Origin of the sequence: Glutamicibacter sp. NPDC087673 (assembly GCF_044743255.1) — a bacterium.
GTDB lineage: Bacteria > Actinomycetota > Actinomycetes > Actinomycetales > Micrococcaceae > Glutamicibacter.
Genome location: NZ_JBIUWB010000004.1, coordinates 204,235 through 217,511, shown reverse-complemented (window position 1 = coordinate 217,511; position 13,277 = coordinate 204,235). Strand labels below are relative to the sequence as shown.

At 58.7% G+C, this 13,277-nt stretch carries 13 protein-coding genes; 6 read left to right on the top strand and 7 right to left on the bottom strand.

Annotation, left to right across the window (positions count from 1 at the left end; genetic code table 11):
* Positions 1–6 precede the first annotated feature (6 nt).
* Positions 7–1,206: a glycine C-acetyltransferase gene (locus ACIOTL_RS11170; protein ID WP_332727803.1), complete on the bottom strand. Its 1,200-nt coding sequence runs from the start codon at positions 1,204–1,206 to the stop codon at positions 7–9.
* 31 nt (positions 1,207–1,237) lie between these two features.
* Positions 1,238–2,290 (bottom strand): L-threonine 3-dehydrogenase, encoded by a 1,053-nt coding sequence (gene tdh / locus ACIOTL_RS11165; protein WP_400342675.1) that lies wholly within the window; start codon positions 2,288–2,290, stop codon positions 1,238–1,240.
* 135 nt (positions 2,291–2,425) lie between these two features.
* Between tdh and ACIOTL_RS11160 the strand changes: the two genes are divergently transcribed.
* Both ACIOTL_RS11160 and ACIOTL_RS11155 read left to right on the top strand, forming a co-directional pair.
* On the top strand, positions 2,426–3,331 hold the full coding sequence (locus tag ACIOTL_RS11160) for a LysR family transcriptional regulator (RefSeq protein ID WP_388024056.1): 906 nt from the start codon (positions 2,426–2,428) through the stop codon (positions 3,329–3,331).
* A 796-nt stretch (positions 3,332–4,127) separates the two neighbouring features.
* On the top strand, positions 4,128–4,592 hold the full coding sequence (locus ACIOTL_RS11155; protein ID WP_400342673.1) for an NUDIX domain-containing protein: 465 nt from the start codon (positions 4,128–4,130) through the stop codon (positions 4,590–4,592).
* A gap of 383 nt (positions 4,593–4,975) precedes the next feature.
* Here ACIOTL_RS11155 and ACIOTL_RS11150 read toward each other — a convergent pair whose 3' ends face one another.
* The 3 genes from ACIOTL_RS11150 to ACIOTL_RS11140 all read right to left on the bottom strand — a co-directional run bounded on the left by ACIOTL_RS11150 (position 4,976) and on the right by ACIOTL_RS11140 (position 7,330).
* Positions 4,976–5,563: a hypothetical protein gene (locus ACIOTL_RS11150; protein WP_400342672.1), complete on the bottom strand. Its 588-nt coding sequence runs from the start codon at positions 5,561–5,563 to the stop codon at positions 4,976–4,978.
* 364 nt (positions 5,564–5,927) lie between these two features.
* A complete protein-coding gene (locus ACIOTL_RS11145) occupies positions 5,928–6,773 on the bottom strand; it encodes a hypothetical protein (protein ID WP_400342670.1) in 846 nt (281 codons plus the stop codon).
* Positions 6,774–6,778: 5 nt separating this feature from the next.
* Positions 6,779–7,330, bottom strand: coding sequence for an RNA polymerase sigma factor (locus ACIOTL_RS11140; RefSeq protein ID WP_400342668.1), 552 nt, complete (start codon positions 7,328–7,330; stop codon positions 6,779–6,781).
* A gap of 434 nt (positions 7,331–7,764) precedes the next feature.
* On the opposite strand from ACIOTL_RS11140, the gene ACIOTL_RS11135 reads away from it, so the two are divergent.
* The 3 genes from ACIOTL_RS11135 (at position 7,765) to ACIOTL_RS11125 (ending at position 10,248) form a co-directional block, all read left to right on the top strand.
* Positions 7,765–8,973 carry an MFS transporter gene (locus ACIOTL_RS11135; RefSeq protein WP_400342666.1) on the top strand — a complete coding sequence of 403 codons (1,209 nt, stop codon included), beginning with the start codon at positions 7,765–7,767 and terminating at the stop codon, positions 8,971–8,973.
* A 107-nt stretch (positions 8,974–9,080) separates the two neighbouring features.
* On the top strand, positions 9,081–9,827 hold the full coding sequence (locus tag ACIOTL_RS11130) for a formylglycine-generating enzyme family protein (RefSeq protein ID WP_400342665.1): 747 nt from the start codon (positions 9,081–9,083) through the stop codon (positions 9,825–9,827).
* Between the two features lie 118 nt (positions 9,828–9,945).
* Positions 9,946–10,248, top strand: a complete 303-nt coding sequence (locus tag ACIOTL_RS11125) for a hypothetical protein (protein ID WP_400342663.1) — start codon at positions 9,946–9,948, stop codon at positions 10,246–10,248.
* A 389-nt stretch (positions 10,249–10,637) separates the two neighbouring features.
* Here the strand turns inward: ACIOTL_RS11125 and ACIOTL_RS11120 are convergent, their stop codons facing one another.
* Together ACIOTL_RS11120 and ACIOTL_RS11115 are read right to left on the bottom strand one after the other, a co-directional pair.
* Positions 10,638–11,468, bottom strand: coding sequence for an aldo/keto reductase (locus ACIOTL_RS11120; protein ID WP_400342661.1), 831 nt, complete (start codon positions 11,466–11,468; stop codon positions 10,638–10,640).
* A 44-nt stretch (positions 11,469–11,512) separates the two neighbouring features.
* Positions 11,513–12,694 (bottom strand): MFS transporter, encoded by a 1,182-nt coding sequence (locus tag ACIOTL_RS11115; RefSeq protein WP_400342659.1) that lies wholly within the window; start codon positions 12,692–12,694, stop codon positions 11,513–11,515.
* A gap of 114 nt (positions 12,695–12,808) precedes the next feature.
* Between ACIOTL_RS11115 and ACIOTL_RS11110 the strand changes: the two genes are divergently transcribed.
* On the top strand, positions 12,809–13,255 hold the full coding sequence (locus tag ACIOTL_RS11110) for a MarR family winged helix-turn-helix transcriptional regulator (RefSeq protein WP_400342657.1): 447 nt from the start codon (positions 12,809–12,811) through the stop codon (positions 13,253–13,255).
* Positions 13,256–13,277 lie beyond the last annotated feature (22 nt).

Genomic DNA, 13,277 nt, shown 5'->3' with positions numbered 1-13,277 from the left:
CCTGGGTCAGCGGCTGGCGACGAATGCCTGCACGCAGGCCTCGATATCCTCAGCCGAATGCGCGGCAGAAAGCTGGACGCGGATGCGCGCGGCCCCCTTGGGCACTACCGGGAAGCTGAAGGCCGTCACGAAGACGCCCTGCTCCAGCATCTTGCCTGCGACCTCTGCGGCCTTGACCGCGTCTCCGAACATCACCGGAATGATGGCGTGCTCGCCGTCGAGTAATTCGAAGCCCTCTTCGGTCATGCGGCGGCGGAAGTGCGCAGCGTTCTCGAAGAGCTTCTCGCGCAGGTCCCCGGAGTCCACCACCAGGTCCAGCGCCTTCAACGTGGCAGCGACAATCGATGGAGCCAGCGAGTTGGAGAACAGGTACGGGCGGGCCTTCTGGCGCAGCATCGCGACAATCTCGCCGCGGCCGGACACGTAGCCGCCCGAGGCGCCGCCCAATGCCTTGCCGAAGGTGCCGGTGTAGATGTCCACGCGGTCTGAGACTCCTGCATGCTCCGGGGTGCCGGCCCCGGTGGCGCCCATGAAGCCCACGGCGTGGGAGTCATCGACCATGACCAGCGCGTTGTACTTGTCAGCCAGATCGCAGATGGCCTCCAAGGGAGCCAGGTATCCGTCCATGGAAAAGACGCCATCGGTGACGATGATGGTGCGGCGGGCGCCCGCCCCGCCGTTGAGCTGCGCGGCAGCCTGCAGCTGGGTTTCCAGGTCGGCCATGTCCTGGTTGGCGTAGCGGAAGCGCGCGGCCTTGGACAAGCGGATGCCATCGATGATCGAGGCGTGGTTCAGCGCATCGGAGATGATGGCGTCTTCCTTGCCGAACAGCGATTCGAACACGCCGCCGTTGGCATCGAAGCAGCTGGAGAACAAGATGGTGTCCTCGGTGCCCAGGAATTTAGAGAGCTTGGCTTCCAGTTCCAGGTGCAGGTCCTGGGTGCCGCAGATGAAGCGGACCGAGGCCATGCCGAAGCCGCGCTCATCCATGGCGGTCTTGGCCGCGTCGATGATCTGCTGGTTATCGGCCAGGCCCAGGTAGTTGTTGGCGCAGAAATTCAGCACCTTCCGCGCATCGTCGCCCAGCGAGCCGGCCATGATGGAGGCGGACTGGGCCGAGTCGATGTGGCGTTCTGCCTTGAACAGGCCGGAGGACTTCAGCTCGTCCAATTCGGCGGCAAGCTGGTCTTTGAGATCCGTGTACATTGCAAATGCTCCTTGTTGATGCGGGAAATTCTTAGCCTGAGAAAACGGTCCAGTCGAGCACGACCTTGCCGCCGTGCCCGCTGCGAGCAGCTTCGAAGCCCTGCTGCCATTCGGTGGCCGGCAGGAAGTCGGTAACCACCGAAGCGATGCGCTCGCGCATCACCTCCGAGGAGGTGAGCATGGCGCTCATGGCGTACCAGGTCTCGAACATTTCGCGGCCGTAGATGCCGCGCAGGGTCAGCATGTGGGTGACAACCTTGCCCCAGTTGATGTCGATCGAGGTGCTGGGCAGGCCGAGCATGGCGATCTTGCCGCCATGGTTCATGTTCTCGATCATTTCCGGCAGGGCGGTCTTGTGCCCGGACATTTCCATGCCGTAGTCGAAGCCTTCGACCATGCCCAGCTTCTGCTGCGCTTCCTGGATGCGGGTGGTCGCGACATTCACGGCCAGGTCGATGCCCATGGACTGGGCCAATTCCAGGCGCTGCTCGGAGACATCGGTGATGGCGATGTTGCGGGCACCTACATGGCGGGCCACTGCCGCGGCCATCAGGCCGATGGGTCCGGCGCCGGTGATCAGCACGTCCTCGCCCACCATCGGGAACTGCAGTGCGGTGTGCACGGCATTGCCGAATGGGTCGAAGATGGCGCCGAGCAGCGGGGTGATGCGCTCATCGCGGTGGATGTAGACGTTGCTTTCGGGGATCACCACGTATTCGGCGAATGCGCCGTCGCGCTGCACGCCTACCGAATCGACGTTGATGCACATCTGCTTGCGGCCCGCGCGGCAGTTGCGGCACAGGCCGCACACTACGTGGCCTTCACCCGAGACGCGGTCGCCGACCTTAACCCCGTGCACGAAGTCGCCGATTTCCACGACCTCGCCGTAGAACTCGTGGCCCGGAACCAGCGGGGTGTTGATCATGGCCTTGGCTGCATCGTCGTAGGCTTCGATGTGCAGGTCGGTGCCGCAGATTCCGGCGGTCATGACACGGATCTTGACCTCGTGGGCACCGGTCTCTGGTTCTGGGCGATCAACGAGTTCCAGCCCTGCGTGCGGGCCGGACTTGTACAGTGCTTTCATGCGGGTTCCTTTGGATTGGGCACCTCGGTGCGCGCAACACATACATGGGGTCGATTCAAGTGTCGCACCCGACAGCACGGGACAACACCTTAGAAGATCACTTATTTACTGATCCAACGATTTAGTATTTACTTCATGGAATTACATCAGTTGAGGATTCTGCGTGAACTCGCGGATTTGGGCAGCGTCAACGCCGTGGCGAGGGCCCTTTTTGTCTCACCCTCAGCGGTCTCGCAGCATTTGGCGCAGCTGCAGCGCAACTTCCCTGCGCCCCTGACCCAGAAGGACGGACGCAGGCTGGTCCTAACAACCGAGGGAAAACTGCTGGCCTCCGCCGCAGCGTCAGTCGCTTCGACCCTGGCCGAGGTGTCAGCGAGGATCCGCACCCAGGAGCAAGAGCGGGACACCCCCATTCGCATCGCGGGATTCCATTCCATTGGGCAGACCATTTTCGCCCCGTTGCTAACCTACCCGGAAGGCCAACTGCCCCCGCTACGCTTTTCCGACGAAGATGTCTCGCAGCAGGATTTTCCGGCGCTGACCTCGACGTACGATTTGGTGTTGGCACACCGGATGCCGCACACGGCCCCTTGGCCCGAAGACCGGATCAGCGTTATACCTCTGGCTTTCGAACCGCTGGACGTGGCGATCCACCGAGATCATCCCCTGGCCAAATTCGAGGAGCTCTCCCCCGAGCAGGTGATCGACGAGCCCTGGGTCGTTTCCCGCTCAGGGTACTCACCGGCCGACGTCCTGGAAACCATCGCCGCGCTGGCCGGTAAAGCCCCGCGGATCGAGCACCGGGTCAACGACTACGCCACCGCCGGCGCCTTGGTTGAAGCCAGTGGTTGCCTGGGAATCCTCCCACGTTTCACAGCACGAAAGACTCTGGATGAAACGGTGACTTTACGACCAATCAAGGGATTGAATTCAGGGAGACAAATCGACCTCTTATTGAGAGCCGAACATTTGCATCGAATTACCATCAATGATGTCATCGAGGCGATCAGGAGCACCGTGAAACGGCTGGTCATCAACTGATTCTGCAACTCGGGCAACACGGTTTCAACCATTCCGAATTCGCGGCTACCAAGCTCTCTTGATCTCACAAGACGCGCTCTCTCAAGCTGCTGCACCCTGAACAGCCAAGTCCTCGCTCAGCATGCCTTGCATCAATTTCCGGTCGCCGGCTCCGTGCCGACGGCCAACCGTAGAGGATGGGTTCTGCAAGCCGGATAGTTCGCTGCGTCGCTTCACATTCTGAGCCCTGCGAAGACAAGTGACTGGCTCCTCTGGAAGTGAATTGCCGAACAAGCGGAACCCTCTTCAATCTATTTCGTTCACAGCCCAGACTGTTGACATGTATCGGTTAGTCGACCGTCAGCAATGCAACTTCCAAAGAGTGGAAACAGGCAACAGCCTGCCTCGCGTTTTCATCGGGTCGGGAGCTTCAGGCCAAACGAACAGAGGGCTAGTCTCCGTTAAAGAGGGTTCCACAAGAATCAACATTTCCCACGAATAGCGCTCGAGCACCAGCGCACGATCGAGCAACAACAGATGTTTTCTTCCCCAGAAACGCTGTGGCGCCTTTCGCTCATTTTCCATGTCCCGCATAAGGTCCCTTCACCGGGCATTTTCTCAGGCGGGGTATATGGGAATCTGAAATGTTTGAAAACTCGGAGTTTCAAAAATTAGCCGAGTCAAGAAAACGTATGTCCCGTATGATGACCGGCTTACGGGACAACCATGGCCAGCTCTCAAATTTATTTCGCTCATCCCTGACAGAGCGGCCGCATCCTCGTAATTCAATTCGTAGCGACATTAGTAAACTCATCTCATGGAAGAGCCTATGAAACACTATGTGTCCTGCGGATTGCTCGTACGCTCGGGGAGAGTTTTTCTTGTGCATCGCTCCCCTTCTAAGGCCAAATATCCCAATGTCTGGGATCTTCCAGGAGGCCACATTGAAGAGTTCGAGAACAGCCGACAAGCAATTGTGCGTGAGCTTCGCGAAGAGTTAAACGTAGAAATAGTCGAGCCAAACACGGAAGATCTACTTGCCACTCGTCAGGAAGAAAATCTCTTCCTAGAAATTTGGCGGGTCTCTGAATGGGATGGCGAGATTATCAACGCTGCACCCGATGAACATGACGATTTCGGGTGGTTCACTTTGGATGAGGCAAGCAGTTTGGATCTGGCCAGTGACGATTATCAGGCTCTTTTCAAACAGGTACTCGACTTCCTGCCCCGAAGAAGGTTCCCCATAGGGTGCGATGACGAAGGTAAACGTTGCTGTGTTTGAATGAAGTATGAAAGCTTCGAGTAAGGCCGTTTGCCTGACAATAGGACTCCTGCTGACTCTCGCAGGAGCAGCAGGTAGTTTCGTGATGTTCTTGCAGCCATGGCGGAGCTGTCCTGAGATTGATGACAGTTCTGCGGGCTGCCCTGCGACATCAAGCGACACAGCTTTACTTGGGCTTGCCATAGCTATATTTCTCTTTGGCATAGCGTTCTTGATCATGTCCAGGAAGCCAGAGCGGATTCAGCTCGACGCTGCCGGCCGCTTTGGGAAACTCGACTAAAGCCCGAGACCGAGTCGCATCAGCAATTGAGCGGCGCTCTGCATCTACCTTGCACCGTCCCAGTTGACGTTCCGCATACGGAATCTTAGAACGGGGGAATTCGTCAGTCGAGCCAGGGGAATCCCTCAGGATTTTCGGTGGCACGCATGGAAACGGCTTCGAAGTTGTGAAGCTGTGGGGTGATCGGCAAATTTTCGGGCTCCACTGCAATCTCAGCCAAGACAGGAACCATTTCCGTGCTGACCAACTGGCACTCGGTAATCAACCCCAGGACAGGGTCGGTGTAGCTGGGCATTCTGGTAAAGCCACTGCGCGGAAGAACGTAGACCACGCCGGCATCGGTAGGCATCTGGCCGTCCTCGGTAGAAGCAAACGAAAGGAAGATGCGCCGCTCAGACCATGTCCCGGCTGTTGTTCCCGGATAGAAGCAGGCGTTCAAAAAACGCCTACATGCCGAAGAGCGGATGGCATAGGCAATGGCCCACGTGGGATCCTCGGTAGCATAGACGGCAGTCGTTTTTGAGAATTCATCAAGGCTGTAATCAAGGGGAGCACGAGGCTCAATCCACGACAGGCCAGATGTTCGTGAACCGTGCAGAACGATGTCGTTCGTTGCGACAAGTTCGGCTAACCGGGTCCAGGTCGCGTCTCCCCTCGTTGGGGCAGGGACGTGCCAGGTAGATGCGACCATGCTTCAAAGGCTAGCAGCGCATTTATCTGTCCATCAAGAAGGCATCAGTGCCGGGTTGATCGGACCTGTCGGCGAGTGATTCATTCGTTTGAACACTTAGCTACCACGCTAGTGAGCGCATTGACGATTCATCGTGTGCCGCTGAGCAAAGCTCTCTGCCGTGCGTCCCGGTGAAGGTTCCCCTTACAGGACGTTCTCAAATGCCATTCCGGACAAACTCCTAACGGGACAAAATGACTGTCCCCGCGGCGGTGAGACGCTCTTTCTGATGCCCAAAGCAAAGCACTGCTAGAGGTAACGGGCGCGACGAGGCTTCCATTATGGCGCCTGGTTGCTCGTCGCGCCCACACTGTCACCAGTGACTCTAGGACGGCATCCTTGGGGTTGCGTCCTTGACCACCGTCTGGTCCTTAAGAGTGAGTGTGTAGGAAATCGCCGGAGCGGGTCCACCGTTGCCCTCCAATTCGTCGCCGAGGGCCTTTCCCGGCCACCACGCGGCGTATCTGCCGTCCTGAACGGTGGCTTCGACCAATTGGCCGTCCGGGGTCGTGATCGTTACAGCTGTTACATCCTCACCTACGTTTCCGTGGGTGAGGGCAATTTCGGGGCGATCACCGAACCCGAATATATTGCCACCACGAAATTCGGCAATGTTTCCCTGAGTGAATTCCCCCGCAACCGGGAGGAACCCTTGATCGCCTCCTCCCCTGCTGAAATCAATGTTGTCAGCCTTTTGTGCTCCGGCAGGCAAGTGGGCTAGACACATACCTGCCATGTGTTCGGAAGCGGTGTAAAGCAAGACCACCCATTCACCCCGTCGTTCGGCCAGATCCAATTGCGGGGAGGATAGGTCCAGGTGGCCGCGGCAGGCCGCATCGGCTACAGCCTTATCGGTGCTGCTGATGGAAGTTGGCACAGCATTCCATGACGCATACGCCGTACCATTGCTTCCCGTCCCCGGTAGGAGCACCACCGTTGCGGTGATGGCAGCCACCGCGGCCAGAGCAATGGGAGCCCCTATCCGGCGTACAGGTCTGAGTCGACGTTTACCGATAGCACCACTCATGGTATTTCCGTTGTCCGGATCGCTGGCGAGAATTTGTTGCAGCCTCGCGTTCGCCCTGATCTGTCCGGCCTCGTCCAGATCTACTTGGGGAGCGGAATCGAGGGGTCGAAATGCGTCTAGTTCCAGGTATTTGTTCTTATCCATGTCAGTCACTCCGTCATGAGGGATCCGGCGAGGGGTGCCGGGAAGGGGGAGGCATCGAGTTCGTGTCGCAACGATTTGCGCGCACGATGAAGCCGGATGCGGTAGGCCGCCGATGAAATCCCTAGTACTTGGCCCGCCTGTGACGAAGAAAGATCTTCCCAAATCGTCGTGGCCAGGACTTCTTGGTATTCAGGGCGCAGCCGTTGCCAGGCGGAGGTCAGGTCAATGCGTTGATGGGTCAGCTCGGCTTCGGCGTCAGTGTAGGTAGGTGTCCGGGCTGCGATCCGGACCGCCAGCGCTCCTTGGCGTGCCTGCCCACGTTGATTGTTAAGCAGGCAGTTCCGCGCGGTTGCGAACAGCCAGGCTCTGGCATCGTCGTGCTCAATAGGGAGTTCGTCCAAACGCCGCCAGGCGGCAAGAAAGGCCTCGTGGACGATGTCCTCCGCGTGGTCTGGACCTGCCCGTCGTTGGATGAATCGCAGGACATCGGTGTAGGCCAATTCATACAATCTGGAGAACCGCGCCTCCCGATTCTGCTTTATTTCTGAAGTGCTCATACCTATACATGTCCAGTCGGTGCGAGTTGTTACCCGAGACGGGATCCAATTTATGATTGCCTAGACCATGTCTGATCTTGGGGTGATGAACTCTTGAAGGGACTCGCTCATTCCCGACATTGGCGAACGCAGCCATTCCCCGGACCTTCTGGGCCAGAATAGCTTGGTTGTCCCGTGGCCCTAGAATCGATCTAGTCAACAGCCCGCCTCATTTCCCGCCTGTTCAGTCTGGTGCCGTGTTGCTGTCCCGTAGAACGTTCGGCTTACGGGCGCTCCTGTAGAGGACCCCCTAACGGAACGCTGTTCAAAGCAGACCCCTTGCGAGACGAACAACCCAAAGATCGGAGTCCTCGGCCTTCCCGACGAGGCACTTAATCCGAACGGCACTTGTCAGATTGCAACAGGCCGTGGAATTGCCGGTAGGCTCTGAAAGCATGTCGCTGGGACGAGAGTATAGGAAGCTGTGGGCCGGGAACGCGGCCTCCAACTTCGGCGACGGCATGAGTTTCGTAGCCATTCCACTTCTGGCTACGGCCCTAACATCCAACCCCTTGCTGATCGCGGGCCTGTCGATGGTCTATTCCGCCGCCAAGTTCCTGGTCGTTCTGCCGATCGGAGCTTTCGTTGACCGGCTGGACCGCAAAACCATTCTGTGGGTCGCCAATCTGAGCAGAAGCATCCTGTTGATCGCACTGGCAGTGTTGGTCGCCACCGGCACCGGGTCAATCGTCGCCCTCTATGTGGTCTTTACTTTGATAGGGCTCCTGGAAACGGCGGCAGACAACTCGGCACTATCCATCCTGCCGTCCCTCGTGCACACCAAGAACCTGGACAAGGCCAACAGCCAGATCACAGCGACCCAACTTGTCGCGGATGAATTCATCGGTCCACCGCTCGGCGGACTGCTGTTTGCCGCCGTCATCTCCTTGCCTATCGCCATCACGGGCGGGGCCTACGCGGCAGCAGCCCTGTTCTTCCTGGGGATGGTCGGCAATTTCCGTCCCAAGCGGCTCAACGCCAAACCTCCTTCTTTGCGCCGCGAGGTGGTCGAGGGTGCCGCCTGGTTGGTACGTCACCGGCTGTTGCGCTCACTGGCGATCATCAGCGGGCTGGCCAGTGTCGCGTACATGATGCCGTTTTCGATCCTCGTCATTTTTGCCGAGGACGTCTTGGGCTTGGGGGCGCCCGGCTATGGGATTTTGCTTTCGGTCTCGGCCCTCGGCGGACTCATCGGGTCAGCCGTGGCCGCGCCGCTGCGGCGCAAGATTGGCTACGCCGCGACCACCGCGGGCAGCTTGGTCCTTGGATCGCTCAGCTTGTTTGCTATCTACGTGACCGATGTTCCCTGGGTGGTGGCATTGTTCTTGGCCGCATATATCTTGCATGCCGTGCTTTTCAGCATTTGTCTCAGTTCCCTGCGCCAGCGACTGGTCCCGGACGAGCTGCGTGGACGGGTCAATGCCGTCTCCAAATTGTTCGGCCTCGCCGGCCTCACCATCGGAGCTGCGCTTGGGGGCCTGTTTGCGACGGCCAGTGGTCTTGCAACCCCGTTCCTGGCGGGGGCACTCGTGTTCGCCCTCTGCGCTCTCATCGCATGGCCGAGCCTGCGGACATGGGAGAACGCCAACCCCGCAGTCTCATGACCCAAAGCCGTGTCCCTCCACCCCGTTGCAAAGGGATGTCTCGGCCTTCCCACGGTTCCTGTCCCGGTGAAGATTCGGCTTATGGGACAGTATGGGAACATTATGGAATGCCTACCTTTGACCTCCGTCCGTTAACGGCCGGACAAGTAGAATTGCACGACGCTCGACGGAAACGCCGCTGGACCGTCGATCTAGAACCTTTCGAAATTGGGGCTATCTCCGTCACCACGGCGCAGTACGGGCAACTGATGGGTACTAGCGAAACAGGTTCCCAAGCACCTCTGGTAGATATCAATTGGTTGGAAGCCATCAAGTTTTGCAATGCAGCGTCAATGAATGAGGGGCTTGCCCCTGCATACATCTTCGAGGCAGGCGAGGTAAGTTGGCAGACCGACGCCTCCGGGTACCGCCTGCCTACCGAAGCCGAATGGGAATACGCGTGCCGCGCTGGCACCGTGGGGCCACATTATGGCTCCCTCGATGCCATTGGGTGGACAGCGGATGACAAGCTAGAGAACCCGAAGGAAGTTGGTCAAAAACTACCCAATGCCTTCGGACTCCACGACACCCTTGGAAACGTATGGGAATGGTGCTGGGATCTACTCGATCCGGCCCGCTACGACGATTACCGAGTCTTCCGCGGGGGCGGTTTTGCTGATAAGTCGTGGAGCGTGCGGGCTTCGACGCGCCGCGGTGGTGCGCCTGGGATGAGCCACCCAGACGTTGGTCTGCGCATTGCACGGGGCGCTTTCGATGAGGAACAGGCAGCGCAAGGCTGGTCAGCCGAGGTTGATTCTGAACGGGGAAAGATCACTGGCATGCTGCCATCGGGGTGGACGCTCCGGCGATATTGAGACTGACCAATGCAGGACAGCCCATATACATTGTGGCGAGTGTCCCGCAGGAGATTCCCTTTTTGGGACGGCTCTAGAACGCCCGCTTGATTACGCTCGAGCGCGATAGATTGTGAGCATGAGTGCAGAAAAGATCAGGGCAACTCTCGTTGATCCTCGATACGTCAGTCAGGAAAACCCGAATCCCGTGTATCGGGTGGACTTCTGGGACGAGGACCGTGTCTGCTACGAGAACCGAATTGAAGACGCAGAAAGCATTGTTGACGTCCTCGCGTGGACAGAAGCGAATCGCCACGGCCGCTACGCCGTGATCTGGGTCGAATACACCTATGAAGGCAGGATCGGCATGACTCGACTCCACGGCTGGATACCAACAGAGGCAGGATCGTCTTCTGCCAATGACCCCTACTTCAGGCAGTAGTCACGCAGCGGCTGACTGACATGTAGGACATGACACGTTCAGAGTCCCATAGGAGGACCGCTACAGTTGTTGCCTAGTCCGGGCAAATTGGTCTAGGCAACAACTTTGTTACTCAGGCCCTGTCGATGGTCTCCTTATTTGGTGATCGCCCTCGCCAATGAGGTAGTCGCCGCTAATGCGTTCGATGGTGGCCATCGGCTGGGGCGACTTGGCGAACCAGGTTCTGGCATACCCGGCCGATCATGCCGATGCCGACTAGACGGTCATTCCGATCCACATGGGGATGATGCCTAGAACGCGGCGTTCGCAACGCCCCGGACCATCCGAGCCAGAGTTGCTGCCCGTGGCCGGTTGAGGGCACGGGCAGCATCTAGGTTGTTGTCATCAAATCAGCCGTTGAAGGTGTCCGGGTTTGGGCCGGTGCGTCCATCGCGATCAAGGCCATCAATGCTTGCCAGTTCGTCGCTGGTCAATTCGAAGCCGAACAGGTCCAAGTTGGCGATGATGCGTGATTCAGTGACAGACTTCGGGATGATCACCCGGCCCTGCTGCAGATGCCAGCGCAGGATGACCTGAGCCGCGGACACCTCATGCGCCTGAGCGATGCCCACGATGGTTTCATCGGTGAGCATTGCGCCCTGAGCCAGCGGGCTCCATGCTTCGGTGACGATGCCGTGCTGCGCGTTAGCTGCAACGACTTCGTGGTTCTGCAAGGCAGGGTGGAGTTCCACCTGGTTCACGGCCGGAACGATGGTTCCTTCGGCGACCAGCTGCTCCAGGTGCTCAGGCTGAAAGTTGGAAACCCCGATGGCGCGGATCTTCTTCTCTGCATACAGCCTCTCCAGCGCCTTCCACGTCTCAATGTAGAGATTCTTTTCCGGGGCTGGCCAGTGAATCAAGTACAGGTCCAGGTAGTCCAGGCCCAAGCGCTCAAGACTGGCATCAAAGGCTTCCAGCGTCTGCTCGTAACCCATGTCCGCAATCCAGATCTTGGAGGTGATGAACAGGTCTTCGCGGGCAAGGCCGGACTGGGCCAGTGCTGCGCCCACGCCTTCCTCATTGCCGTAGATCGCGGCGGTATCGATACTGCGGTAGCCGGCCTTGAGCGCTGAACCCACTGCAGCAGTGGTCTCTTCATTGGGAACCTGGAAGACTCCAAAACCTACCTGGGGCATTTCAACGCCATTGTTCAGCGTGATGGTTGGAATGGGGATAGTCATATCTAACTCCTAGAAATTGGTTGGGGACTGAACAAAACTGTGGATTAGCCAGCTGTAACCAGCTGGGGTGATGCTGCCGAAGACTTCTTGGCCAAGCCCATGGACAGAAGAATGACGATCAGTGCGACGAGGGTGATCAGTGCGCCGATCCAGATCGGCGAGGTGTAGCCCAAACCTGCCGCAATGCCCAGACCGCCGACCCATGCGCCCAGCGCGTTGCCGACATTGAACGCACCGATATTGGCACCAGATGCCAGGGTCGGTGCATTGCCGGCGTACTGCATGATGCGGCTTTGCAGACCGGGAACGGTTCCGAAGCCGAAGCCGCCCATCAGCAGCAAAGCGATAACGGTGGCGATCTGGTTGCTCGCGAAGAATCCGAAGAGGACAAGGACCACCAGCAGTGCCGAGATGAAGATGAGCAGAGTGCGGTCGATGCTCTTATCAGCCATGCGGCCACCGATCCAGTTGCCTGCGAACAGGCCGGCGCCGAAGAGCATCAGCAACCACGGAACGCTGGTCTCGTTGAATCCGGTGACCTCGGTCAGGGTGTAGGCGATGTAGGTGAAGGCGCCGAACATGCCACCGTAGCCAAGGACCGTGACACCTAGGGACAGCCAGACCTGCAGCGAGGTGAAGGCCCCGAGTTCTTTGCGCAGGGAGATGCCTTCGGCTGCGTGCTTGATGACTGGCACCAGCACGAGGATGCCGATCAGGGCGATAACGCCAATGCCGGAGATGGCCCAGAAAGTCGAGCGCCAGCCGGAATGCTGCCCCAGCAGGGTACCGAAGGGAACACCCAGTACGTTGGCCGCGGTCAGCCCGGTGAACATGATGGCAATGGCGCCAGCCTTCTTGTTGGCCGGGACCAGGTCGGCTGCCACGACCGCGCCGATGCCGAAGAAGGCACCGTGGCACAGGGCAGCAATGACGCGGCCGATCATGGCCACTTCGTACGTTGCTGCCATCGCGGTAAGCGAGTTGCCGATGATGAAAAGCACCAGCAAACCGACGAGCACCGGCTTGCGCGGCCAGCGGACGGTGGCTGCGGTCAGGCCGAGGGCGCCGACCACCACGCTCAATGCGTATCCGGAAATGAGCCAGCCAGCTGCGGCCTCGCTGACGCCGAAGTCGGCCGCCACATCCGGCAACAAGCCCATGATGACAAATTCGGTAAGCCCGATGCCGAAGGCACCGATGGCCAACGCAATAAGACCGAGCAGCATAGCGTTACTCCTGATAGACTAGATAAATTAGTTGCACACGCTTGTTATTGCGCGATGAACACTATCGTTGCACACGCAACTAACCAGCGCAAGCAAGTACTTTTGGAGGAACCGATGGGAATCGCAGATAATGCTGTCGAAATTCGGGCAAGAGGGTGGCGCACTTTGGCGTCGTTGCACGGATTAATCGATACTGCACTTGAAAAGGACCTGACGGCGCAAGTGGGGCTCTCTGTGGTCGAGTACACACTTCTGGATGCCCTGAATCGTCAGGATGGCTGGCATATGCGCATGGCGCAGCTGGCCCGCGCCACGGCCCTGAGCCCCAGCGCAACGACGCGACTGGTTACCAGGCTCGAAGACCGCAATCTGCTCTCGCGGGTGCTGTGCGCCGATGACCGCCGCGGCATTTACACCGAGCTCACTGCCACTGGCCACGAGCTGTACCAGAAGGCCAAGCCCATTCACGATGCCACGCTGGAACGCGTGTTGAAGCAGGCAAAAGAGCAGCCTGAGCTGGCGCCGCTGGCCCGCATTCTCCACGAGTTCTCTGCCGCGTAGCCAATTGCTGAATCCTTGGAAG

Bases quoted from the DNA above. Each gene is read 5' to 3' on its own strand.
- ACIOTL_RS11170 (WP_332727803.1), bottom strand. From the start codon at position 1,206: ATGTACACGGATCTCAAAGACCAGCTTGCCGCCGAATTGGACGAGCTG.
- tdh (WP_400342675.1), bottom strand. From the start codon at position 2,290: ATGAAAGCACTGTACAAGTCCGGCCCGCACGCAGGGCTGGAACTCGTT.
- ACIOTL_RS11160 (WP_388024056.1), top strand. From the start codon at position 2,426: ATGGAATTACATCAGTTGAGGATTCTGCGTGAACTCGCGGATTTGGGC.
- ACIOTL_RS11155 (WP_400342673.1), top strand. From the start codon at position 4,128: ATGGAAGAGCCTATGAAACACTATGTGTCCTGCGGATTGCTCGTACGC.
- ACIOTL_RS11150 (WP_400342672.1), bottom strand. From the start codon at position 5,563: ATGGTCGCATCTACCTGGCACGTCCCTGCCCCAACGAGGGGAGACGCG.
- ACIOTL_RS11145 (WP_400342670.1), bottom strand. From the start codon at position 6,773: ATGGATAAGAACAAATACCTGGAACTAGACGCATTTCGACCCCTCGAT.
- ACIOTL_RS11140 (WP_400342668.1), bottom strand. From the start codon at position 7,330: ATGAGCACTTCAGAAATAAAGCAGAATCGGGAGGCGCGGTTCTCCAGA.
- ACIOTL_RS11135 (WP_400342666.1), top strand. From the start codon at position 7,765: ATGTCGCTGGGACGAGAGTATAGGAAGCTGTGGGCCGGGAACGCGGCC.
- ACIOTL_RS11130 (WP_400342665.1), top strand. From the start codon at position 9,081: ATGCCTACCTTTGACCTCCGTCCGTTAACGGCCGGACAAGTAGAATTG.
- ACIOTL_RS11125 (WP_400342663.1), top strand. From the start codon at position 9,946: ATGAGTGCAGAAAAGATCAGGGCAACTCTCGTTGATCCTCGATACGTC.
- ACIOTL_RS11120 (WP_400342661.1), bottom strand. From the start codon at position 11,468: ATGACTATCCCCATTCCAACCATCACGCTGAACAATGGCGTTGAAATG.
- ACIOTL_RS11115 (WP_400342659.1), bottom strand. From the start codon at position 12,694: ATGCTGCTCGGTCTTATTGCGTTGGCCATCGGTGCCTTCGGCATCGGG.
- ACIOTL_RS11110 (WP_400342657.1), top strand. From the start codon at position 12,809: ATGGGAATCGCAGATAATGCTGTCGAAATTCGGGCAAGAGGGTGGCGC.